This is a genomic window from Streptomyces sp. NPDC059957, from assembly GCF_042730015.1.
Lineage (GTDB): Bacteria > Actinomycetota > Actinomycetes > Streptomycetales > Streptomycetaceae > Streptomyces.
Genome location: NZ_JBHWMB010000064.1, coordinates 16,981 through 40,417, shown reverse-complemented (window position 1 = coordinate 40,417; position 23,437 = coordinate 16,981). Strand labels below are relative to the sequence as shown.

At 69.5% G+C, this 23,437-nt stretch carries 15 protein-coding genes; 12 read left to right on the top strand and 3 right to left on the bottom strand.

What is annotated here, in order from left to right:
• A complete protein-coding gene (locus ACFWBW_RS32115; RefSeq protein ID WP_385380017.1) occupies positions 1-927 on the top strand; it encodes a carbohydrate ABC transporter permease in 927 nt (308 codons plus the stop codon).
• A gap of 2 nt (positions 928-929) precedes the next feature.
• Here the strand turns inward: ACFWBW_RS32115 and ACFWBW_RS32110 are convergent, their stop codons facing one another.
• Positions 930-1,652, bottom strand: coding sequence for an MgtC/SapB family protein (locus ACFWBW_RS32110; RefSeq protein WP_385380015.1), 723 nt, complete (start codon positions 1,650-1,652; stop codon positions 930-932).
• A gap of 33 nt (positions 1,653-1,685) precedes the next feature.
• Positions 1,686-4,406, bottom strand: coding sequence for a magnesium-translocating P-type ATPase (mgtA, locus tag ACFWBW_RS32105; protein WP_385380011.1), 2,721 nt, complete (start codon positions 4,404-4,406; stop codon positions 1,686-1,688).
• 589 nt (positions 4,407-4,995) lie between these two features.
• Here mgtA and ACFWBW_RS32100 point away from each other — a divergent pair.
• The 6 genes from ACFWBW_RS32100 to ACFWBW_RS32075 all read left to right on the top strand — a co-directional run bounded on the left by ACFWBW_RS32100 (position 4,996) and on the right by ACFWBW_RS32075 (position 13,492).
• Positions 4,996-6,210 carry an ROK family protein gene (locus tag ACFWBW_RS32100; RefSeq protein ID WP_385380008.1) on the top strand — a complete coding sequence of 405 codons (1,215 nt, stop codon included), beginning with the start codon at positions 4,996-4,998 and terminating at the stop codon, positions 6,208-6,210.
• A 118-nt stretch (positions 6,211-6,328) separates the two neighbouring features.
• Positions 6,329-7,444: a substrate-binding domain-containing protein gene (locus ACFWBW_RS32095; protein ID WP_385380005.1), complete on the top strand. Its 1,116-nt coding sequence runs from the start codon at positions 6,329-6,331 to the stop codon at positions 7,442-7,444.
• Positions 7,445-7,640: 196 nt separating this feature from the next.
• Positions 7,641-8,429, top strand: coding sequence for an ATP-binding cassette domain-containing protein (locus ACFWBW_RS32090; RefSeq protein WP_112447331.1), 789 nt, complete (start codon positions 7,641-7,643; stop codon positions 8,427-8,429).
• On the top strand, positions 8,426-9,697 hold the full coding sequence (locus ACFWBW_RS32085) for a sugar ABC transporter permease (RefSeq protein ID WP_385380002.1): 1,272 nt from the start codon (positions 8,426-8,428) through the stop codon (positions 9,695-9,697). The genes ACFWBW_RS32090 and ACFWBW_RS32085 overlap by 4 nt, the downstream gene beginning before the upstream one ends.
• A 252-nt stretch (positions 9,698-9,949) precedes the next feature.
• Positions 9,950-11,866, top strand: coding sequence for a 1-deoxy-D-xylulose-5-phosphate synthase (gene dxs, locus ACFWBW_RS32080; RefSeq protein WP_385379999.1), 1,917 nt, complete (start codon positions 9,950-9,952; stop codon positions 11,864-11,866).
• A 111-nt stretch (positions 11,867-11,977) separates the two neighbouring features.
• On the top strand, positions 11,978-13,492 hold the full coding sequence (locus tag ACFWBW_RS32075) for an amino acid permease (protein WP_385379996.1): 1,515 nt from the start codon (positions 11,978-11,980) through the stop codon (positions 13,490-13,492).
• A 100-nt stretch (positions 13,493-13,592) separates the two neighbouring features.
• On the opposite strand, the gene ACFWBW_RS32070 is transcribed toward ACFWBW_RS32075, so the two are convergent.
• On the bottom strand, positions 13,593-14,681 hold the full coding sequence (locus ACFWBW_RS32070) for an LCP family protein (RefSeq protein WP_385379993.1): 1,089 nt from the start codon (positions 14,679-14,681) through the stop codon (positions 13,593-13,595).
• A gap of 233 nt (positions 14,682-14,914) precedes the next feature.
• On the opposite strand from ACFWBW_RS32070, the gene ACFWBW_RS32065 reads away from it, so the two are divergent.
• The 5 genes from ACFWBW_RS32065 to ACFWBW_RS32045 all read left to right on the top strand — a co-directional run bounded on the left by ACFWBW_RS32065 (position 14,915) and on the right by ACFWBW_RS32045 (position 23,378).
• Positions 14,915-16,036, top strand: a complete 1,122-nt coding sequence (locus tag ACFWBW_RS32065) for a hypothetical protein (protein ID WP_385379991.1) — start codon at positions 14,915-14,917, stop codon at positions 16,034-16,036.
• 419 nt (positions 16,037-16,455) lie between these two features.
• Positions 16,456-18,138, top strand: a complete 1,683-nt coding sequence (locus ACFWBW_RS32060; protein WP_385380034.1) for a stealth family protein — start codon at positions 16,456-16,458, stop codon at positions 18,136-18,138.
• On the top strand, positions 18,135-19,079 hold the full coding sequence (locus tag ACFWBW_RS32055; protein ID WP_385379989.1) for a hypothetical protein: 945 nt from the start codon (positions 18,135-18,137) through the stop codon (positions 19,077-19,079). Before ACFWBW_RS32060 ends, ACFWBW_RS32055 begins: the two co-directional genes overlap by 4 nt.
• A gap of 8 nt (positions 19,080-19,087) precedes the next feature.
• Positions 19,088-21,964 carry a stealth conserved region 3 domain-containing protein gene (locus ACFWBW_RS32050; protein WP_385379986.1) on the top strand — a complete coding sequence of 959 codons (2,877 nt, stop codon included), beginning with the start codon at positions 19,088-19,090 and terminating at the stop codon, positions 21,962-21,964.
• Positions 21,965-21,980: 16 nt separating this feature from the next.
• On the top strand, positions 21,981-23,378 hold the full coding sequence (locus tag ACFWBW_RS32045; RefSeq protein ID WP_385379983.1) for a hypothetical protein: 1,398 nt from the start codon (positions 21,981-21,983) through the stop codon (positions 23,376-23,378).
• The last annotated feature ends 59 nt before the right edge of the window (positions 23,379-23,437 follow it).

The window sequence follows — 23,437 nt, the reverse complement described above, 5'->3', positions numbered from 1 at the left end:
ATGACCACTGTGATCAAAGCACCGGGCGAGGCGGCCGCGGAGAAGCGTTCCGCCGCCACCGGGCAGCCCCGCGGGAGCAAGAGCGGTTCCGACGGCATGGTGCTCAACGTCTTCTCGCACGGCTTCCTCGCCGTGTGGGGGATAATGATCGTCCTGCCGCTGATCTGGCTGGTGCTCGGCTCGTTCAAGACCGACGTGCAGATCGGCAGCTCGGCCCTGAGCTGGCCGGCGCACTGGGAGTTCGACGCCTTCGGGCGCGCCTGGGACAAGGGCATCGGGGACTACTTCGCCAACACGCTGATCGTGATGGTGTTCTCGGTCCCGCTGACGATGCTGCTCGGCTCGATGGCCGCGTACGTCCTGGCCCGCTACCCCTTCGCGGGCAACCGGCCGATCTACTACTTCTTCGTCAGCGGGGCCATGTTCCCGGTCTTCCTGGCGCTCGTCCCGCTGTTCTTCATGGTGAAGCGGCTGGACATGCTCAACTCATACCAGGGCCTGATCCTGGTGTACGTGGCGTACTCGATGCCGTTCACCGTCTTCTTCATGCACTCGTTCTTCCGGACGCTGCCGACGGCCGTGCACGAGGCGGCGGTGATCGACGGTGCCTCGCACACCCGGATCTTCTTCCAGGTGATGCTGCCGATGGCCAAGCCCGGCCTGATCAGCGTCGGGATATTCAACATCCTGGGGCAGTGGAACCAGTACATCCTGCCGTCCGTGCTGATGCAGCCGCAGACCGGATCGGACCCCGAGCGCTACATGCTCACCCAGGGCCTGATCCAGCTGCAGTACCAGATGGGCTACGAGACGGACCTGCCGGTGCTGTTCGCCGGCGTGACCATCGCGATGATCCCGATGCTGGTGGTCTACCTGTCCTTCCAGCGGCAGATCCAGGCCGGTCTGACTTCCGCCACGCTCAAGTAGCGTCACGCGGAGGGGTCGGGAACGACCGACCAGCTGACCGCCGAGACGGAGGGGTCGAGAGAGAGGTTGCTGACGGCTTCCTCGAGCATCCGGCCCCCCTCGCCCTCGGCGGTCAGCAGCGCGGACACCGTCACCAGGCCGGCCTCCGGGCCGTCCTGGCTGCGGATGGAGCGCAGCTGGTACCCCGGCCGGCCCAGCGCGTCGACCAGCCGGTGGCGGATGTGGGCCTCCTCCGCCTCCAGGCACACGGCCTCGAAGTGGAAGTCCGTGGCCACCTCGGCCCCGCCCCCCGGCTCGCGGTCCATCCGCCGGCCCAGCGGGCGCAGCAGGAGGTTCGCCCCCACCACGCCCGCCGTGCCGCAGGCCGCCAGGACGAACATCCCGGTGCCCGCGAGACACCCCACGGCCGCCGAACACCACAGGGTGGCGGCCGTGTTCAGGCCCCGGACGCTCAGCCCGTCGCGCATGATCACGCCGGCGCCCAGGAAGCCGATTCCCGAGACGATCTGGGCGGCGACCCGCGAGCCGTCGTACTGGACCTCCGAGACCTCGCTCATGAACCCGTACTGCGAGAGCAGTACGAACAGCGCGGCCCCGCCCGCCACCAGAGCGTTGGTCCGCAGGCCCGCCATCCGGGCCCGCCACTGCCGTTCCAGGCCGATGGCCGCCCCGAATCCGAGCGCCGCGACCAGGTGCCCGGCCATCTCCCATTCGGTGAGCATCATCGGCCTTCTCCCTTCTTCCTTCCTCGCCGGCTCTTAGAGCCAGGTACCGAACTTGCGGATGTACACGGTCTTCAGCAGCTGCGTGAGCGTGCAGTACGCGAGCAGGACGCCGATCAGCCACGGGAAGTAGCTCGCGGGCAGGGGTACGAAGCCCAGCGAGGAGGCCAGCGGCGAGAAGGGCAGGAAGAGCCCGGTCAGCACCGCGAGGACGGTCATCACCATCACCGGCCAGGACGCCCGCGACTGGATGAAGGGGATCTTGCGGGTACGGATCATGTGGACGATCAGGGTCTGCGAGAGCAGGCCCTCGATGAACCAGCCGGACTGGAAGAGCGCCTGGTCGGCCTCGGTGTTGGCGGCGAAGACGTTCCACATGATGACGAACATCGCGATGTCGAAGATCGAGCTGATCGGGCCGATGCAGAGCATGAAGCGGCCGATGCCCTTGGCGTCCCAGTTGCGGGGCTTGCGCAGGTACTCCTCGTCCATCCGGTCCCACGGGGTGGCCAGCTGGGCGATGTCGTAGACCAGGTTCTGCACCAGCAGCATGATCGCCATCATCGGCTGGAAGGGGATGAAGGCGCTCGCCACCAGCACCGAGAAGACGTTGCCGAAGTTGGAACTGGCCGTCATCTTGATGTACTTGATCGTGTTGCCGAAGGTGGTCCGGCCCTGGATCACGCCCTGCTCCAGGACGGTCAGGTCCTTCTCCAGCAGGATGATGTCGGCGGACTCCTTGGCGATGTCCACGGCGGTGTCCACCGAGATGCCGACGTCCGCGTCGCGCAGCGCGGCCGCGTCGTTGATGCCGTCCCCAAGGAAGCCGACCGTGTGGCCGTCGGCCTGCAGGGCCCGTACGATCCGGGCCTTCTGGACCGGGTTGATCTTGGCAAAGACGGTCGTACGGGCGGCCAGCGCGCGCAGTTCGGCGTCGTCGAGGGCGTCGATCTCGGTGCCGCCGACCACGTGGCCGACGGTCAGGCCGACATCGGCGCAGACCCGGGCCGCGACGAGCTCGTTGTCGCCGGTGACCACCTTGACCGCGATGCCCTTGTCGGCCAGGCCCTGGAGGGCCAGGGCGGCGTCGGCCTTCGGCGGGTCGAGGAAGGCGAGGAAGCCGACCAGGGTCAGCCGGTCCTCGTCGGCCACCGAGTAGGTGTCCCGGGGGGTGTCCATCGTGCGGGTGGCGACGGCGAGGACGCGCAGGCCCTGGCGGTTGTTGTCCTCGGCGATGCGGGTGACGTGCCACCGGAGCTGTTCGGTCAGCTCGACCTTCCGCCCGCGGTCCGTCATGTGGGTGCACAGGGAGAGGACTTCCTCGACGGCGCCCTTGGTGATCATGACGTGCTCGGGCCGGCCGGCGCCGCCCACGATGCTGTTGCGGTTCAGGACCACGGACATCCGGCGCCGGGCGAAGTCGAAGGGGATCTCGTCGACCATCGAGAAACGAGCGTCGACGACAACCTCCTCGGCCTCGCCCACGCGGTCGATGACCGCCTGGTCCATCAGGTTCTTCAGACCCGTCTGGAAGTGCGCGTTGAGGTAGCCGTACTCCAGGACCTCGTTGTCCTCGTCGCCGTGCACGTCGAGGTAGCGGTCCAGGACGATCCGGTCCTCGGTGAGGGTGCCGGTCTTGTCCGTGCAGAGCACGTCCATCGCGCCCAGGTTCTGGATGGCGTTGAGGCGCTTGACGACCACCTTGCGCTTGGACATGGCCACCGCGCCGCGCGCCAGGTTGGCGGAGACGACCATCGGCAGCATCTCGGGCGTCAGGCCGACCGCGACGGCGATGCCGAGGAGGAAGGCGGCCTCCCAGTCGCCCTTGGTGAAGCCGTTGATCATGAAGACCACGGGGACCATCACCAGCATGAAGCGGATCAGCAGGAAGCTGACCTTGCGCACCCCGGTGTCGAAGTTGGTCTCGGGGCGCTCGCCGACCAGGGAACCGGCCATCGAGCCGAAGTAGGTGTCGGAGCCCGTGGCGACGACGAGTCCGGTGGCGGTGCCGGAGGTCACCGAGGTGCCCATCAGGCAGAGGTTGTCGGCCTCGACGGGGTCGGTGGTCTCGCTCTGGCCGAGGTCGTCCGTGCGGGTGTCGGCCTTGGCGACCGGCAGGGACTCCCCGGACAGGGCGGCCTGGCTGACCATCAGGTCCTTGGCGGTGATCAGCCGGAGGTCGGCCGGGATCAGGTCGCCGGCGGCCAGCTTGACCACGTCGCCCGGGACCACCTGGTCCATCGGGATCTCGAAGGTGGTGGGTCCCGAGCCGCTGCCGGCCCGGCGCTGCACCGCGCAGGTGGTGGTGACGAGCTGCTTGAGGGCGTCGGCCGCCCGGCCCGAGCGGTACTCCTGCCAGAAGCGCAGCAGGCCGCTGATCCCGACCATCACCGAGAGGATGATGACGCCCGGGTCGCCGGGCTCCTGCCAGTACATGACGGCCGCCAGGAAGACCAGGACGGCGATGAAGGGGTTCGCGTACGCCTTCGCCAGCTGGACGTACCAGCGCGGGGCGCGCTCCTGGGCGATGACGTTGGAGCCGTGGCGCTCCAGACGCAGCGCGGCCTCGGCGTGGGTGAGGCCGTTGCGGGAGGCGTCCACGTCCTGGAGGACCCGGACGCCCGGACGGGCGCTGATCTCCGCGAGTCGCTCGCCGACGACCCGGGTGCGGGCCTCCAGCTCGGCGGTCTTGCGTTCGCGGCGGGCCCGGCCCGGGGGTGCGAGCTTCGTGGGGGTACGAGGGGTGAGCATGGTCATGGCAAAAACCTCCCTCCACGGTGTCCGGGCAGCGCGAAGCCGCGCGGTCACGTGGAGTGATCATGGGTCGGCGCGAAAGGGCACACAGGCCGAGAAGGCACGCCGATGGGCATGGATGACGCGCGCCCGACGGAAGCGCCAGGGCGTGCGGAAGGGGTTACGAAGATGAATGCAGAGACGCAGCGAAGCGGCGAGGGGCCGCGGGCGTGCACACTCGAAGAGAGACCGGCCGCTCAGGGAGCTCAGCCGAAGAGAGCGCTGCAAGGACTTCGATCGGGACTCATCCCGAACACCTCCTTGCGTAGCGCTTGCATGACAGAGGGCGCCCGATCCGGCCGTGAAGACCGTGATGACCAGCGCCACGGCGACCGTAGCACGATCAGGATGGAGGTTTCTCTCATACTTATGACCGGTAGGAGCCGATTCGTACTGTGGCGGCCTCTTGACGTCGCGGGGCGCAAAGGCTCGACTTAAGGTTCACAAGTTGGAGAGACGCCGGGGTCTCGTGTCAGCTGGAGCACACAGCAGCTGACGGCCCCGGCCGGGGGGCGACGGCTTGCCGTTGCTTATGGGCAGGAGTGGATGAGTCGTGCAGACTCCCGGATCGCAGTCTTCACTGCATCGCGCCAATCTGGAGCGCGTCGTACGGGCGGTACGGCTCGCCGGTTCGCTGACCCAGGCGGAGATCGCCCGGAGCACCGGACTGTCGGCGGCCACGGTCTCCAACATCGTCCGGGAACTCAAGGAGGCCGGGACCGTCGAGGTCACGGACACCTCCGCCGGTGGCAGGCGGGCGCGCAGCGTCTCGCTCCACGGTGACGCCGGCATCGTGATCGGCGTGGACTTCGGCCACACCCACCTGCGGGTGGCCGTGGGGAACCTGGCCCACCAGGTACTGGCCGAGGAATCCGAGCCGCTGGACGTGGACGCCTCCTGGGTCGACGGCTTCGACCGGGCGGAAGCCCTGGTGGGGCGGCTCGTCGAGGGCATCGGGATCGGCCGCGACAAGGTCATCGGCGTCGGGCTCGGCGTACCGGGCCCCATCGACCTGGAGTCCGGCACCCTCGGGTCCACCGCGATCCTGCCGGGCTGGGCCGGGATCAACCCGCGGCGGGAGCTCTCGCAGCGCCTGGGCGTACCGGTGTACGTGGACAACGACGCGAACCTCGGCGCGCTGGGCGAACTCGTCTGGGGGAGCGGCCGGGGAGTAAAAGACCTGGCCTACATCAAGGTCGCCAGCGGCGTCGGCGCGGGGCTGGTCATCAACGGCCAGATCTACCGCGGACCCGGTGGCACCGCCGGCGAGATCGGGCACATCACGCTCGACGAATCGGGTCCGGTCTGCCGCTGCGGCAACCGCGGCTGCCTGGAGACCTTCGCCGCCGCCCGGTACGTGCTGCCGCTCCTGCAGGGCAGCCACGGACCGGAGTTGACGATGGAACGGGTGGTGGAACTGGCCCGGGACGGGGACCCCGGCTGCCGTCGCGTCATCACCGACGTGGGCCGCCACATCGGCAGCGGCGTGGCCAGTCTGTGCAATCTCCTGAACCCGAGCCGGGTGGTCCTGGGCGGGTCTCTCGCGGACGCCGGTGAACTGGTCCTGGCCCCCATCCGTGAATCAGTGGGGAGGTATGCGATCCCCAGTGCGGCCCGCCAGTTGTCGGTGCTCACGGGGTCCCTGGGCGGGCGGGCCGAGGTGCTGGGCGCGCTGGCCCTCGTACTGAGTGAGATGGGCGATTCGACGCTTTTGGCGGAAAATGGAAGTGGAGTGCGAGCTCCCGCCGTCTTGTCTTCAGTTAGATAACGAATGGCGTCGTTGTCATCTCGTTAAGCATTCACTCCTTGACGACAAACTCGCGGCCGGGGTTGACTCACATCCACCTCGGCCGCAGTGCTGCGGCCTCGTCAGGGAGGTTCAAGTAATGAACACGCGTATGCGCAGAGTCGCCGTCGCCGTTGCCGCCGGCACCATGGCCGTCTCGCTCGCCGCTTGCGGCAGCGCGAAGGAGTCCGGGGACAAGAAGGACAACGCCACCGGCGCGGTCAAGGGCGGCGCGATCAAGGTCGGTCTGCTCCTGCCGGAGAACCAGACCGCGCGTTACGAGAAGTTCGACAAGCCGCTCATCGAGAAGGCGGTCAAGGACCTCACCGCGGGCAAGGGCGAGGTCGTCTACGCCAACGCCAAGCAGGACGCGACCACGCAGAACTCCCAGGTCGACACGATGATCACCAACAAGGTGAACGTCCTGATCATCGACGCGGTGGACTCCAAGGCCATCGCAGGCTCGGTCAAGAAGGCCAAGGAGGCCGGCATCCCGGTCGTGGCCTACGACCGCCTGGCCGAGGGCCCGATCGACGCCTACACCTCCTTCGACAACGAAGAGGTCGGCAAGGTCCAGGGCAAGGCGCTGCTGGAGGCCCTGGGCGCCAAGGCCAAGGACGGCCAGATCGTCATGATGAACGGCTCGGTCACCGACCCGAACGCCGCGCTGTTCAAGAAGGGCGCACACTCCGTCCTCGACGGCAACGTGAACGTCGGCAAGGAGTACGACACCGTCGAGTGGAAGCCGGAGAACGCCAACACCAACATGGCGGCCGCACTCTCCGCGCTCGGCAAGGACAAGGTCATCGGCGTCTACTCCGCCAACGACGGCATGGCCGGCGGCATCATCACCGCCCTCAAGGCCGCCGGCGTGTCCCCCCTGCCCCCGGTCACGGGCCAGGACGCCGAACTCGCCGGTGTGCAGCGGATCGTCGCGGGCGAGCAGTTCATGAGCGTCTACAAGCCGTACGCCCCCGAGGCCGAGGCCGCCGCGAAGATGGCCGTGGCCCTCGCCAAGGGCGAGCCGATCGCGACCACCGCCACCGCGAAGGTCGACAGCCCCACCACCAAGGGCGTCCCGTCGCTGCTGATCCCGGTCGTCTCGCTGACCAAGGCGAACGTCAAGGACACCGTCGTCCGCGACAACGTGTACACGGTCGCCGAGATCTGCACCGACAAGTACGCGGCCGCCTGCGCCGCCATCGGCCTGCAGTAAGGCCCCCCGCCGCTCGGTCCGCCGAGCGGCCCCCAAGCCTGTCCGGCGTCCCCGCCTCCATCCCGCCACTGGCGGGGCGCCGGACAGAAACGATTCTCTCGAGCAGATTCGTTCCTCTCGAGCAGATTCGTTTCTCTCAAATCCCCCGTGGTCCTGCTCTTTTGCACGACATCCCCGCCGGTCAGGCGGCAAGGAGATGGTTCATGTGTCCGCTGCGCCCGTACTGGCGTTGCGAGGGGTCTCGAAGCGGTTCGGCGCCGTTCAGGCCCTCACCGACGTAGAACTCGAGATCCACTCCGGCGAGGTGGTCGCCCTCGTCGGCGACAACGGCGCCGGTAAGTCCACGCTGGTCAAGACGATCGCCGGCGTGCACCCCATCGATGACGGAGTCATCGAGTGGGAGGGCCGCCCGGTCTCGATCACCAAGCCCCACGACGCCCAGAACCTGGGCATCGCGACGGTCTACCAGGACCTCGCGCTGTGCGACAACATCGACGTCGTCGGCAACCTCTTCCTGGGACGCGAGCTCAAGCGGCGCGGCATCCTCGACGAGGTGGAGATGGAGCGGCGCGCACGCGAGCTCCTGACCACCCTGTCCATCCGGATCCCCAGTGTCCGCATCCCCATCGCCTCGCTCTCCGGCGGTCAGCGCCAGACCGTGGCGATCGCCCGCTCCATGCTGGGCGAGCCCCAGCTCGTGATCCTCGACGAGCCCACCGCCGCCCTCGGCGTCGAGCAGACCGCACAGGTGCTCGACCTGGTCGAGCGGCTGCGCGAGCGCGGTCACGCCGTCATCCTCATCAGCCACAACATGGCCGACGTGAAGGCCGTGGCCGACAAGGTGGCCGTCCTGCGGCTGGGCCGCAACAACGGCGTCTTCTCCGTGAAGGACACGTCGCAGGAAGAGATCATCTCCGCCATCACCGGGGCCACGGACAACGCCGTGACCCGCCGGGCGGCCCGCACCGGGGAGGCCCGCAAGTGAGCACCCAGCACATAGACCCCGTCAATCCGGCTGCCGCCCACGACGCCATCCCGGCCGTGGACCCCCGCCTGCTCGTACGCGAGCAGGGCCTCGCCGGGTACGTGAACGAGTTCGGCCGCAAGCTCAAGGCCGGCGACCTGGGCTCCGTGCCCGTCGTCCTCGGCCTGATCATCATCTGGAGCATCTTCCAGGGCCTGAACTCGAACTTCCTCGGCGCCGAGAACCTCACCAACATCGCGATCACGATGACGGCCACCGGCATGATGGCGGTCGGCATCATCTTCGTGCTGCTGCTCGGCGAGATCGACCTCTCGGTCGGCTCGGTCAGCGGCGTCTCGGGCGCGATCGTGGCCGTCCTCTCGGTCACCAACGGCGTCAACGAATGGCTGGCCATCCTCGCGGCGATCGCCGGAGGCGCCCTGATCGGCTCCCTCCACGGCTTCTTCTTCGCCAAGATCGGCGCCCCGGCCTTCGCCGTCACCCTGTCGGGCCTGCTCTTCTGGTCCGGCGCCATGCTGCAGATCCTCGGCAGCAACGGCACGATCAACCTCGACTCCGAGGGTGTGGTCGGGCAGCTGACCACGTACTTCTTCTCGGACGTGGCCGTCGGCTACGGGCTCGCCGCCCTCGCCGTGGCCGGGTACTTCCTCGCCACGTTCTCCGACAACCGGCGCCGCGCGGCCGCCGGGGTCCCCTCCCGGCCGCTCGGCGAGATCCTGCTGCGCACCGGGCTCCTCGCGGTGTTCACCTTCGGTCCGGCCATGGTGTTCAACCAGTACAAGGGCCTGCCGCTGGCGATCGTGCTCTTCCTGCTGGCTCTGGTCGGCACGGACTTCCTCCTGCGGCGCACCACCTTCGGCCGTCAGGTCTTCGCCCTCGGCGGCAGCGTCGAGGCCTCCCGGCGCGCCGGCATCAACGTCAACCGGGTCCGGATCACGGTCTTCGCGATCGCCGGCACCTTCGCGGCCATCGGCGGCCTCTTCTGGGCCTCCAAGATCGCGGCGGCGAACCAGAGCGCCGGCGCCGGCGACCTGCTGATGAACGTGATCGCGGCGGCCGTCATCGGCGGCACCAGCCTCTTCGGCGGCCGCGGCCGGACCTGGAACGCCCTCCTCGGCGTCATGGTCATCACCTCCATCCAGTACGGTCTGGCCCTGGAGGGAATCGCGACGCCGATCCAGTACATGATCACCGGCGCGGTCCTCCTCGCCACCGTGGTGATCGACTCGATCACCCGCAAGACGCAGAAGACGGCCGGGCGCGCCTGACCGGCGTGCGCGGAGCGTGATCCGGCGGTAAGAACCGTCACAGTGCCCGGTGCCACTTGATGTGGCGCCGGGCATCTGCGCGTAGGCGTGTACGTACAGATGTACGGGTAAACACCCTTTTGGGCGGTGTGACTCCGTGCTGATGTGTACAGGTATGACAAAGGTGTGACCTGACCGGGACCGCGCTTTACTGACGCCCAAGTGGCGAACATTAGACTCGGCAGACCAGCAAGCGACTGCAAGGAGGCACGGGTGCTGCTGACCCGCATCAAGGGACCGCGCGATCTGGACCGGCTCAGCCAGGAGGAGCTCGAGCGGCTCGCCGCAGAGATCAGGACCTTCCTCGTCGACGCCGTCTCCAAGACCGGCGGGCACCTCGGCCCCAACCTCGGTGTCGTCGAGCTGACGATCGCTCTGCACAGGGTGTTCGACTCGCCCAAGGACAAGGTCCTCTTCGACACCGGCCACCAGGCCTACGTGCACAAGCTGCTCACCGGCCGCCAGGACTTCGCCGGCCTGCGCACGAAGGGCGGCCTGTCGGGCTACCCCTCGCGCGCCGAATCCGAGCACGACGTGATCGAGAACTCGCACGCGTCCACCGTGCTGGGCTGGGCCGACGGCTTCGCGAAGGCCAACGAGGTGCTCGGCAAGGAGGACCACCACGTCGCGGCGGTCATCGGCGACGGCGCCCTCACCGGCGGCATGGCCTGGGAGGCGCTGAACAACATCGCCGCCGCCAAGGACCGCCCCCTGGTGATCGTCGTCAACGACAACGAGCGCTCGTACGGCCCCACCATCGGCGGCCTCGCGAACCACCTGGCCACCCTGCGCACCACGGACGGCTACGAGCGCTTCCTGGCCCGCGGCAAGGACCTCCTGGAGCGCACCCCGGTCGTCGGGAAGCCGCTCTACGAGACCCTGCACGGCGCCAAGAAGGGCCTCAAGGACTTCATCGCCCCGCAGGGCATGTTCGAGGACCTCGGCCTGAAGTACATCGGGCCCATCGACGGCCACGACATCGAGGCCCTGGAATCGGCCCTGCAGCGTGCCAAGCGCTTCAGCGGGCCGGTCATCGTGCACTGCCTCACCCAGAAGGGCCGGGGCTACGAGCCGGCCGTCAAGGACGAGGCGGACCGCTTCCACGCGGTCGGCGTCATCCACCCGGACACCGGTCTGCCGGTCTCCACCGACGCCGCCAGCTGGACCTCCGTCTTCGCCGACGAGATGGTCAAGCTCGGCAGGGAGCGCAAGGACATCGTCGCCATCACCGCGGCCATGCTCCAGCCCGTCGGCCTGAAGAAGTTCGCCGACGCCTACCCGGACCGCATCTTCGACGTCGGCATCGCCGAGCAGCACGGCGCCACCTCGGCGGCCGGCCTGGCCTCCGGCGGCGCCCACCCGGTCTTCGCCGTGTACGCGACCTTCCTCAACCGCGCCTTCGACCAGGTCCTGATGGACGTGGCCCTGCACAAGTGCGGGGTCACCTTCGTCCTGGACCGCGCCGGTGTCACCGGCACCGACGGCGCCTCCCACAACGGCATGTGGGATATGTCCATCCTGCAGGTGGTTCCGGGCCTGCGCCTGGCGGCCCCGCGCGACGCCGAGCAGCTGCGCGCGCAGCTGAACGAGGCCGTCCTGGTGAAGGACGCGCCGACCGTCGTGCGCTTCTCCAAGGGCGTCGTCGGCCCGGCCGTCCCGGCCGTCGGCAGGATCGGCGGCATGGACGTGCTGCGCCGTCCGGCCGACGAGGTCACCCGGCCGGACGTACTGCTCGTCTCGGTCGGCGCACTCGCCCCGATGTGCCTGGAGATCGCCGACCTGCTCGACAAGCAGGGCATCTCCACGACCGTGGTCGACCCGCGCTGGGTCAAGCCGGTGGACGAGGCCCTGGCCCCGCTCGCCGACCGCCACCGCGTGGTCGTCACCGTGGAGGACAACAGCCGCACCGGCGGTGTGGGCTCCGCCGTCGCGCAGGCACTGCGGGACGCGGGGGTCGACGTACCGCTGCGCGACTTCGGCATTCCGCAGCGGTTCCTGGACCACGCCACGCGCAAGGAGGTCATGGCCGAGATCGGTCTGACCGCTCCGGACATCGCGCGGCAGGTCACGGGCCTGGTGGCCAAGCTGGACGGGCGCTACGACAGCGAGCCGGCCGCCGCCGTCGACTGAGCCCGACTGATCATCTGCGGTTGCACGCCACGGGCCGGGAGGTTCACCCTTGAAGGGTGGGCCTTCCGGCCCGTTTCGTTTCGATGCGGTCTGCCCTGCGGAGGTGCGTCGGTGAGTAGGAACCTGAAGAGTCCCTTCCGTACCAAATCAGTCGAACAGTCGATCCTCGACACGGAAGAGCCGGAACACGCGCTCAAGAAGTCGCTCTCCTCCTGGGACCTGACCGTCTTCGGCGTCGGCGTGATCATCGGCACCGGCATCTTCGTCCTCACGGGCAAGGTCGCCAAGGAGACCGCCGGACCCTCCACGGCCCTCGCTTTCGTCGCCGCAGGCGTCGTGTGCGCGCTGGCCGCCCTGTGCTACGCCGAGTTCGCCTCCACCGTCCCGGTGGCCGGATCCGCGTACACCTTCTCGTACGCCTCGATCGGCGAGCTGCCCGCCTGGATCATCGGCTGGGACCTCGTGCTGGAGTTCGCGCTCGGCACCGCGGTCGTCGCCGTCGGCTGGTCGGGGTACGTCCGCTCGCTCATGGACAACGCAGGCCTCCACCTGCCCGCCTCGCTCCAGGGGCCCGACGTTCCGGGCGGCAGCTTCGACCTGCTCGCCTTCGTCCTGGTCCTGGTGCTCACCGCGATCCTGGTCGTCGGGGTGAAGTTGTCCGCGCGGATCACCGCGGTGGTCGTCGCGATCAAGGTCACGGTGGTGCTCATCGTGATCATCGCGGGCGCGTTCTTCACCACGAAGTCCAACTACACGCCGTTCATCCCGCCGGCCGAACCCCAGACGGGCGGCTCCGGACTGGATGCCCCGCTCGTCCAGCTCATCTTCGGCTACGAGCCCACCAACTTCGGCATCATGGGCATCTTCACCGCCGCCTCCGTGGTCTTCTTCGCCTTCATCGGCTTCGACGTGGTGGCCACTGCCGCCGAGGAGACCAAGCTGCCGCAGCGGGACATGCCGCGCGGCATCCTCGGCTCGCTGATCATCTGCACCGTGCTCTACGTGGCGGTCTCGATCGTGGTGACCGGCATGCAGAACTACAAGGAGCTCTCCGTCAGCGCCCCGCTGGCCGACGCCTTCAAATCCGCCGGTCATCCGGTCTACGGAGGCATCATCAGCTTCGGCGCCGCGGTGGGCCTGACCACGGTCTGCATGATCCTGCTGCTCGGCCAGACCCGGGTGTTCTTCGCGATGAGCCGCGACGGACTGCTGCCGCGGTTCTTCTCGCGGACCCACCCGAAGTTCCGTACGCCCTACCGGCCGACCATCCTGCTCGGCGTGATCATCGCGATCGTCGCCGGATTCACCAGCATCAACGAGCTGGCGACCCTGGTGAACATCGGCACGCTCTTCGCCTTCGTCGTCGTCGCGCTCGGCGTGATGGTCCTGCGCCGCACCCGGCCCGACCTGCACCGGGCCTTCCGCACCCCGTGGGTGCCGCTGGTGCCCATCCTGTCGATCGCCGCGTCGGTCTGGCTGATGCTGAACCTGCCGGCCGAGACCTGGCTGCGCTTCGGGATCTGGATGGTGCTCGGCATCGCTGTCTACTACCTCTACGGGAAGAAGCACAGCCGGCTGGGCCGGGGCGAGGGCATGACCCCGAACCCGGCGCGCGAGGGCCGCTGAACGCGTGCCGGGCGCGAACGGCCCGTAGGAACCGGCCGCGAACGGCTCGTAGGCACCGGCCCGCGGGGGGCCGGTGCCTACGAGGCGGATGCGGGGGGTGTCAGCCGCCGGTGGCGGGGGACTTCTTGGCCGCGGCCGGGATCGGCTGGTCCTTGCGCAGGGCCTCCCAGAGCTGGCCGGCCTGCGGTTCCGCGGCGACGACTCGGGCCTTGTCGATCTTGTCGTAGGCGACCGGCAGCATGATCGTCTCCATGGTGTCGGGGTCGACGCCCTTCATGCTGGAGGCGAAGTCCGCCAGGCCCTTGAGGGAGCCGAGCTGCGAGTCGGTGGTCAGGGCCTTCGTGCCGGCGTTGGCGAGCTTGTAGAGCCGGGCCGGGTTGCCGAGGGCGTCCTGGTTCTTGATCTCGGACAGCATCGCCAGCATGAACTTCTGCTGCAGGTCGATGCGCCCGAGGTCGCTGCCGTCGCCGTAACCGTGGCGCGTGCGAACGAACTTGAGGGAGTCGGTGCCGTTGAGGCGGTGCGTGCCCGCGTCGAGGTTCAGGCCGCCCTTGATGGGCTTGTCGAGGGTGACGTTGACGCCGCCCAGCGCGTCCACCAGCTCCTTGAAGCCGGCGAACTCCACCTTGACGAGGTGGTCGACGCGGACGCCGGACATGTCCTCGACGGTCTTGACGACACAGGCCGGGCCGCCGACCCCGATGACGCTGTTGATCATGACGCGCTTTGCGCCGGCGACGGTCTTGCCCTTCTCGTCCTTGCAGTCGGGCCGGGTGACGAGGGTGTCGCGGGGGATGCTGATCGCGGTGGCCTTCTTACGGCCCTCGGGTATGTGCACCAGCATGTTGGTGTCCGAGCGGGAGCCGCTCACATCGCCGTGGTCGAGTTCCCCGTTGGCGCCGGCGCGCGAGTCGGAGCCGAGCACCAGGATGTTCTGCCCGCTGTCCGGGACCTTCGCCGGCCGGTTGTCCGTGCCGAGCGTCTGGTCCAGGTCGACGCTCTTGATGTTGTCGTTCAGGTGGCTGTACGCCCACCAGCCCGTGCCGCCCGCGGCGACGATCAGGACCAGGAGGGTCAGCAGGACACCCCGCCTGATGCGCTGCCCGCGGGTGCGCACCCGCTTGCGTCCTCTTCCCGTCGACGTGCCGGGGGCTGGGCGGCGGTCCGGTGTCTGGACGTCCTGGCTCATCCTGCTTCAGTCCTCAATCGTCGGGCCGGCGTGGGCGGTGGAGCGGGGCGCTGGAGCGGCGGGATCCGGGGCGGCTCGGCCGACACCCGCTTATGCCACGCTGACCGTGCACTATAGACAGATATTGCGACTGGCGTGCGCCCCGGGTCCGGGACCGCCGGATCCGTCTCTCGAACTAGAATCCGCACGATGTGGCCGCTGCCGGGCCGCGCGAAACGCTGGAGGGCAACGTCATGCGGTCGAGATCGGGAGCCGGCGTGCAGCAGGACGGCGCGGGGGCAACTGCCCGACGGGGCACGGGAACCGGGCCGGACGGCCCCCGTTCCGTGCTCGACGGCCGCTGGCTGGTGCGGGGTCCCGAGGGCCTGCTGTCGGCGTACGCGCGCACCCCGGGCGGGCTGCTGCGCTGGACCGAGACCACGCCCGGCGGGCCGCACTGGCGGGGGCCGGACTACTTCGCCGCTCCGGACATGGCCGCGCTGTCGGTGGCCCAGGGACCCAACGGCTTCGTCCACTTCGTGGGCCGCCGCACCGTGCGCGGCAAGGGCGGCGACAGCGTCGAGCTGGCGCACGCGATCCAGTACCAGACCGGCCGGCCCCTCGGTGAGTGGACCTCCCTGGGCAACCCGCACAAGGATCCGGCCCGGGCTCCGTACATCGGCAGCCCGGTCGTCTCGGTCGCCGCGAACGGGTCGGCGTACGTCTTCCTCGCCAATGCCTCCGGCGCCCTCGCGGTGCGCCGTGAGTCGGCCACCGGCAAGTGGCTTCCCTGGCAGGGCATCAAGTGCCAGGGCACGCGCTCCGACATGGCGCCGGTGCCCCACGCGTCGGGGCTGATGGAGGCCCTGGTGCCGATCGCCGCCGGGACGATGCGCTGCTACCAGCCGGGGGCGGACGAGCCGCTGGCGCGCACCCCGGACCTGCCGTTCGCGCCGGTCGAGCAGAGCGCGGTGGGGATCGAGACGGCCCCGGGCCGGGTCACCTACTACTGGACCGACCAGGCGACCACGGGAATCCAGGCCTACCGGGACGGAGGGTGGGTGATCCCGCTGGGCGGCAGCGCGGACGGGGGCCGCGTCGCGGTGGTGCGGACGATGATCGACGGCTACGACTGCACGGTGCTGGCCTACCGCGGCCTCGACGGCCAGGTCGTCCTCGGCGCGTTCGGCACGGGGAACGAGGGTGCGGGAGTGTGGTGGGCGCCGACCGGTGAATGGTGCGCCGCAGCGCCCGCCCTCGCGCTCGATCGGACGGGCCGCGTCGTGGCCGCGTTCCTCGACGCGGACGGCAGGCTCCGAGTGGCCCGGCAAGGGGTCGAGGGCGGTTTCACAATGGACCGTTCCGTCCAGATCTGACCGTATTCTTCCCTCTTCGCCCCTTGTTCTCCTGGGTGCGGGCGGACCTTACTGTGATGACCTCCACATCGAAACCCCTGATGCGCCGCAAGTTCATTTCAGCTCGGTAACGGGACCCCGGAAACGATGGCCATTGATGGACGCCTCGTAATCAGCCATGTAAAGGTTGGGTAATGCTGGATCAGTCGCCACGGGACGGACACCCGTAGTACACCTTCCAGTCATTGTTCTGACGGGGGTGTCCCGTACGCCGAGGCGTGGGGGACATGGGCGGTGGCGTGTGACGGAAGGTACGGAAGTCTGTGAGCCTCAAGAACCCTGAGGCGAGTGCTCTGGTCGCGTCCTACCGCTCGCTGCTGCCCGTACGAGCCCGCCGCAAGATCGTTCGCAAGGTGCCGCGTCCCCTGCGCCAGGCTGTCATGGCCTTCCTCGCATCCTTCGACACGCTGCGCACCGCCCTGGCGGTCCGCGCCCTCGGCGGCAGGAGCCGGGGTGCCCGGCACAGCGCGCGCGGCGCGATCCGCGTCGTACGCCTCGGAGGCAAGCACGTCAGGGCCGTCGTCGTGCCGGGCGCCACCGAATGGGCCGCACGCGCCCGCAACCTGCACCTCCTGGTCAGCATGCTCGAGGAAGCGGACATCGACTTCTTCTGCATACGCGGCACCGCGAACCGGCTGCCCTGCGTGGCCGTCCCGTCCGTCCATCGCGAGGACCTGGAGGAGGTCCTCCAGATCGGCTTCGGGCACAACCCCGGCTACGTGGGCGAGGCTTCGGGCGCCACCATGCGCTCCGGGTCCGCCGCCCCCACCTGGCGCAGGCTCCGCCACACCAAGGTGCTCCGGCTGGCCTGGAACGTCTGCGACCCCTCCGGACACCTCGTCTTCGGCCCCGAGTCCGGCGTCGAACTCGAATTCTGGGACCAGGACGGCGGGGAGTACGTGGCTCCGCGCCCCAACAGCGTCGTGACCGCCGCCGGCGTCAGCGAAGAGCGCCGGCTGGCCGAGCAGAAGCTCTTCAGCCCCGTCCCCCAGCTCTACGCCACCGGCCTGACGCGCACGCTGACCGAGTTCACCGCGCCGCTCCCGGGCGACCACCTCTACCCCGTCGACGTCGTCTACACCTGGGTCGACGACTCCGACCCGGTCTGGCGGGCAGGCAAGGAAGCGGCCCGCGGCGGCGTGGGCGCGAGCGCCGGGGCGCCCCTGCACGAACAGGCCGCCAACGACTCCCGCTTCAAGAGCCGGGACGAGCTGCGCTACTCGCTGCGCTCGATCCACCAGTACGCCCCGTGGGTGCGCCACATCTACCTGGTCACCGCCGGCCAGGCCCCGGGCTGGCTCAACACGGAGTACCCCGGCCTGCGCGTGGTCGACCACCGCGAGATCTTCTCCGACCCCTCCGCGCTCCCGACGTTCAACTCGCACGCCATCGAGAGCCAGCTGCACCACATCGAGGGGCTCTCGGAGCACTTCCTCTACCTCAACGACGACGTGTTCTTCGGCAGACCCGTGGAGCCCGGGCACTTCTTCCACCCCAACGGCCTGACCAAGTTCTTCATGTCCAAGGCCCTCATCCCCTCCAGCCGGGGCGGCGACGCGGACCTTCCGGTCAACGCGGCGGGCCGCAACAGCCGCAGCCTGATCTCCCAGCAGTTCGGCACCTTCATCTCCCAGAAGATGAAGCACACGCCGCACGCGCTGCGGCGCAGCGTGCTCTCCGAGATCGAGCAGGTCTACGAGCGGGCCCACTGGACCACGCAGCACGCGACCTTCCGCTCCCCGCACGACGTTCCCATCGCCTCCTCGCTGCACCACTACCACGCCTACCACTCGGCCCGGGCGACGGTGGCGGACCTGCGGTACACGTACATCGACATCGGCGACGAGAAGGCCAAGCAGCGCCTCGACCGCCTCGTCGCGCGCCGGGACTTCGACACCTTCTGCATCAACGACACGGTGGTGCCCGCGGACCCGGACGCCCAGGAGCGCATGGTCACCGCCTTCCTGGAGGCGTACTTCCCCGTCCCCAGTCCCTACGAGATCCCGGGCGCGACCGGCCTGCCGGTGCGCCGCCTCAACGAGTTGGGACGTGTACAGGCATGAGCGCCCTACGAGCCCGACTCGGCGCCGTGCGCAGGAGGCTCCGCAAGCTCGATGCCGCCCGCCGCGCCATGCGGATCATGGTGCCCGTCCTGGTGCCGATGAAGGCGAAGCGCTCCGCGCACCTGCTGTACGCCGCCGTGCTCGACGGGCAGACCGTGAACCTGCACGCCGAGCTCCCGGCGTCGGCCGGCACCCCGCAGAGCGCCGAGATCGTCGTCGGGAGCGGCCGCGGCAGCCACGCCGTCCCCGCCCGCGTCCGCACCGACCGAGACGGCCGCGTCCTGGTGGACGCCGCCGTGCTGCTCGGCTCCGAGGTGGGCGGGGTCCCGGTCACCCCGGGGCGCTGGAAGCTCCGGCTGCGCACGAACGCCGGCCGCTCCTCCCGCAGCCTGCCGCTGATGCTGGCCGACGTGCCCGCGGCGTACGAGGGCGGGGCGACCGGGCCGATGGTCTTCTCGCCCGTCACCGGCAGCCGCCACCGCATCGTCCGCAGCGCCACCGGCGAGGCACGTATCATCTGCAGTGCCCCCAAAGCGGGGGTGGAGGTCATCCAGCTGCATATCGGACATTCCGGTATTCAGGTGGAGTTCCGCGTCCTCGGCATGCAGGCCGATGGCGCGTGGTGCGAGTTCGTCGCGTCGGGCCGCCGGATCACCGCCCGGCCCGCCGAGGTGGAGCCCGGTGTGTGGCGCGTGGCGGTGCCGCTTTCGGAGATGACTCCGGGAGGGGACCGCAATGAGCACTGGGACGTCCTCCTCTGCTCCGAGGGCCGGCGCTCCGTGCGCGTGGCCCGCAAGTTGCACGATGTGCGCGACCCGCAGCAGGTGTTCGCGGCGCGCAAGATCGTGGTGGCGCCCGGTCCAGAGAATTTGATCATGGTCGAATCGCGCTACACGGCGGCCGGGAACCTCCGGTTCACGTGCAGTACCGCGGCCGGGTGAGGAAGAGTATGAAGGTCACGTTCCTGCTGACCGCGGCAGACGCGATGAGCGACGCCGAACGCGCCGTCTTCAACCAGGCGGGGGAACTGGCCGCCCTCGGCTACGAGGTGTCCGTCCTCAGCGTCTTCAAGGTCCGCCGCCGCCGCTTCGCGGTGCCCGACGACCGGGTCGGCTGCGGCTTCCTCATCGAGGCCGCGGGCGCGACCCACCGGCCCGTCCGTGACGCGGGTCTCGACGAGGCGCGCTCCGCCGCGCTGGCCTCCGTACCCAGCGCGATCGTCGAGCGCCGCTGCGACAACCGGTTCAACCGGCTCGCGGACGTCGAGCTCGAATACGCGCTCCAGAACCTCGACACCGACGTGCTCGTCACCACCTCGCCGGGGCTCATGGCGTACGCCGCGGCGTTCGTGCCCAGCGAGGTGCTCACCGTCCACCACGAACAGCGGGCCTCCGAGCTCGGCGGCCCCGAGGGCGAGCCGCTGCTCAGGCACACCCCGCGGTTCGACGCCGTCACCTTCCCGAGCCCGCGCTCCTACGAATGGTTCATGGAGACCTTCGGCGCCGGCAATCCGCAGCTCGACGTGATCCCGCCGGCCCCGCTCGCGGGCTTCCGCCCCCGCTCCACGCTCCAGACCCGCATCGTCGTGCTCAGCGCCCCCCTGGTGGAGCGGGCCGGGGTCACCGACGCACTCAAGGCCTGGGCGGCCATCGCCCCGAACCACCCCACCTGGTCCCTGCGCGTCATCGGCGAGGGCCCGCAGATCGGCCTCCTGCGCCGCCGCCGCGACCAGCTCGGCCTGCACGGCAGCGTGCACTTCATCAGCGAAGCCCCGTACCTCGCCGAGGAGTGGGCCAAGGCGAGCATCGCCCTGTGCACCTCCGAGTCCGAGGCCGGCGGCCTGTCCCTGATGGAGGCGCAGACGGCCGGCGTCCCGGTCGTCGCCTACGACTGCCCCAACGCCCCCCGCGACGTGGTCCAGGACGGCCGCACGGGCATCCTGGTCACCCCCGGCGACACCGACGCGCTCGTCGGCGTCCTCACCCGGCTCATCGAGGACGACCAGCTGCGCCACGCCCTGGGCGGCGCCGCCTTCGAGGCCGCCGAGCGGTTCGAGGCCGGCCCCATCACCGCCCGCTGGGACGGCCTCTTCCGGCTGCTCGCCGAGGGCCGCGCCTCCGGCTCCCGCTCGCAGGCCAAGGCCGCCCGGCTCGCCGCCCACGCACTCCACGCCGGCAACGACGGCGCCGCCCGGGCCGCCGCAGCCGCTCCGGCCAGCACCTCCCGCACCAAGCGGCTGCGCGCCACCGAGGAACGCATCCTCAAGCACGACCGCTCCCTGGTGCGCGACGGCGGCCAGATCTGCCGGGTCATCGACTCCGAGTCGCCCTTCGAGATCTCCGCCGCCAACCTCGCGCTGACGGCGGACGCGCTGGACCGGGCCCGCATACCGTATTTCGTGGTGCGCGACACCAAGGTGCGCCACTCGGTCGCGGTCCACGCCCAGTACCGCGACCAGGTCCTCAAGGTGGTCGCCGAGACCTACCCCGGCGCGCCCGTCTACATCGCGCTGCTCAACGACTCCGACTCGCCGACCCTCACCACCCTCGCCGAACTGGCCGCCGAGCACATCGGGGCGGCGTTCGCCGGAGTGCGGGTCTACCAGAGCGCCGTCACCGCCTCCCGCACCCTGCGCCTGAGCGCCGCGTACGGCTGCACCGTCTCCTTCTGGGAGGAGGACCCGGAGGACCCGGAGTTCTTCGTCTCCCCGACCCGTACGCTCATCGGCGCGCGCGTGCCCCGGCCCGCGCTGCGCCAGGCGTCCCTGCTCCTCGGCGGCCGGACCTACCCCTCCATCGAGCCGTACGCCCAGACGCTCCACCACGACTTCACCTTCCCCGTCGACGCCGTCTACACCTGGGTCGACGGCGCGGACATGGCCTGGCTGGAGCGGAAGAACGCCGCCCTGGGCGCGATGGGGATCGTCACCGAGGACGCCGCCACCAGCGCCGCGCGCTTCCGCAACCGCGACGAGCTGCGCTACTCCCTGCGCTCGATCGACATGTACGGGCCGTGGATCCGCAACATCTACCTGATCACCGACCAGCAGGTGCCGGCCTGGCTCGACACCAGCCACCCCCGGGTGCGCGTCGTGGACCACAGCGAGATCTTCGGAGCGTCGGGCAGCCTCCCGACCTACAACTCGCACGCCATCGAAAGCCGCATGCACCACATCGAGGGGCTCGCCGAGCACTTCCTCTACTTCAACGACGACATCTTCCTGGGCCGCCCGGTCCAGCCCAGCCTCTTCTACCTGAGCAACGGGCAGGCGAAGCACTTCACGTCGTCGAACGCCATTCCCATGAGCGCCATCACCGAAGGCGACGAGTTCAGCCGGATGGCGGCGAAGAACAACCGCGAGCTCATCCGCCAGGTGTTCGGACGGACCCTGGTCAACTCCTTCGTCCACGCCCCGCACCCGCTGCGGCGCAGCATCATGTTCGACCTGGAGTCGCACTTCCCCGAGGCGATGCAGCGCACGGCCCACGCCCAGTTGCGCAGCCCCACGGACGTGTCGACCGCCTCCTCGCTGCACCACTACTTCGGTTACTACACCGAGCGCAGCGTGCCCGGCGGACTGAGCGCCGGATTCGTGAACGTGGGCCTCAGCGAACAGCTCCCGAAGCTGAACACGATGCTCACCGCGAGATCGAACGACACCTTCTGCCTGAACGACTTCCATGACGGCGACGTCTCGGAGGACGAGCAGGACGCGATCCTGGCCGGATTCCTGCCGAGCTACTTCCCGATCGCAAGCCAATTCGAGTTCGGATCGCCAAGGAACCAGCGTTACCACGCCGGCCGGCTTCCCGGGTATCCGCTGTAGGAATCAGGATCAGACGATGAGCAAGATCTGCATACTCGGGAACTCCGTCGCGAAGTCCCGGAAGCCCGACGAAGCGCCGATGGCGGGCTGGGGCCAGTACGTACGCGAGTTCGTTGCGCCCTACCACGAAGTGCGCAACTACGCCCGCGACGCCATGACCGCCCGGAACTACTTCGAGGACCGGCTGCCCACGCTCCTGAACCTCCTGGAGCCCGGCGACGTCGTCCTCGTCGCCTTCGGCGGGGTCGAGCAGCGCATCGACCACCCGCTGCGCTACCACGGCCACCGCGAGTTCAAGGAGTTCCTGCACCTCTACGTGGAGGGGATCCGGGGCGAGGGCGCGATTCCGGTCCTGGTCACCCCTCCCGACCGGTGTGCCTTCGAGGCCGACGGCAGCGTCGCGAACACCCGCGAGGAGTACCCCCAGCTGGTGCGCGAGGCCGCGGCCGAGACCGGCGCGGCACTGGTGGACATGCACGCCTTCAGCGCGCAGATGCTCCGCGAACTCGGTCCCCACCGGGCCCGCCAGTACTTCCGCTGGATGGACGCGGGCGAGCACCCCAACCACCCCGCGGGCATGATCGACTCGACGCACTTCAACCAGGTCGGCGCCCGCGAGATGGCCCGCATGACGGCGATCGCCCTGCACAACTCCCCGGGCGTGCCGCGGGGCTTCATCAACGCCGAGGCCTGCGCGGTGGCCCCGGAATTCCCGCCGCCGGCAGCCGAGTTCACCGTGGAGAAGCCCGAGTTCGCCCTCTACGCCGACATGCGCTTCGGCGACGCGCCGGTCTTCGCGTCGCCCGCGCCGGGCAAGATCGTCAGCGCCATGGGCAAGTTCTCCGGCACCGCGACCCCCGGCACGAGCTACCTGCTGTTCTTCGACAACGGGACCTACGTCGGCGGCACGCGCGTCAACCAAGAGGGCAAGTGGCAGTGGCGCAGGGTGGTCAACTGGGCCGCCGGCGAGCACCTCCTGCAAGCCGTCGGCCTCACCGAGCAGGGCCCGACCCCGGTCGCCCTGTTCTCGTTCACCGTCAAGACCTGGGTCGCCCCGCCGACCGTCACCTCCCCGAAGGAGGGGGCGTACACCTTCGCCAAGCCCCGCTTCTCCGGCACCGCCGAGCCCGGCGTCGGCAAGGTCTCCGTGCTGGAGAACGAGCGGCTGATCGCCGTCGCGGTGGTGGGCGAGGACGGCGCGTGGAAGGTGAGCCACGCGCACACCTGGAAGCCCGGCACCTACACGCTGGACTTCGTCTCGGTCTTCAGCGCCATCCACTCCGTGTCCACCCGCGTCACGTTCAGGGTCCACGGCGTACCGGAGGGCAACTGGATCAGGCAGTCCGCGCTGGCCGCGCGCCTGCCTTGCTCCGACGACCCGTGCGAGCACTACCCGTTCGGCGGCGGCCGCTGACCCCGGGCCGCCGTACCGGACACGGCGAAGGCCGACACGGCGAAGGCCCCACACACCTC

What these genes read in the sequence shown, in the direction of transcription:
- ACFWBW_RS32115 (WP_385380017.1), top strand. Translation starts at nt 1, where the DNA reads ATGACCACTGTGATCAAAGCACCGGGCGAGGCGGCCGCGGAGAAGCGT.
- ACFWBW_RS32110 (WP_385380015.1), bottom strand. Translation starts at nt 1,652, where the DNA reads ATGATGCTCACCGAATGGGAGATGGCCGGGCACCTGGTCGCGGCGCTC.
- mgtA (WP_385380011.1), bottom strand. Translation starts at nt 4,406, where the DNA reads ATGACCATGCTCACCCCTCGTACCCCCACGAAGCTCGCACCCCCGGGC.
- ACFWBW_RS32095 (WP_385380005.1), top strand. Translation starts at nt 6,329, where the DNA reads ATGAACACGCGTATGCGCAGAGTCGCCGTCGCCGTTGCCGCCGGCACC.
- ACFWBW_RS32090 (WP_112447331.1), top strand. Translation starts at nt 7,641, where the DNA reads ATGGTTCATGTGTCCGCTGCGCCCGTACTGGCGTTGCGAGGGGTCTCG.
- ACFWBW_RS32070 (WP_385379993.1), bottom strand. Translation starts at nt 14,681, where the DNA reads ATGAGCCAGGACGTCCAGACACCGGACCGCCGCCCAGCCCCCGGCACG.
- ACFWBW_RS32065 (WP_385379991.1), top strand. Translation starts at nt 14,915, where the DNA reads ATGCGGTCGAGATCGGGAGCCGGCGTGCAGCAGGACGGCGCGGGGGCA.
- ACFWBW_RS32060 (WP_385380034.1), top strand. Translation starts at nt 16,456, where the DNA reads ATGGCCTTCCTCGCATCCTTCGACACGCTGCGCACCGCCCTGGCGGTC.
- ACFWBW_RS32055 (WP_385379989.1), top strand. Translation starts at nt 18,135, where the DNA reads ATGAGCGCCCTACGAGCCCGACTCGGCGCCGTGCGCAGGAGGCTCCGC.
- ACFWBW_RS32050 (WP_385379986.1), top strand. Translation starts at nt 19,088, where the DNA reads ATGAAGGTCACGTTCCTGCTGACCGCGGCAGACGCGATGAGCGACGCC.
- ACFWBW_RS32045 (WP_385379983.1), top strand. Translation starts at nt 21,981, where the DNA reads ATGAGCAAGATCTGCATACTCGGGAACTCCGTCGCGAAGTCCCGGAAG.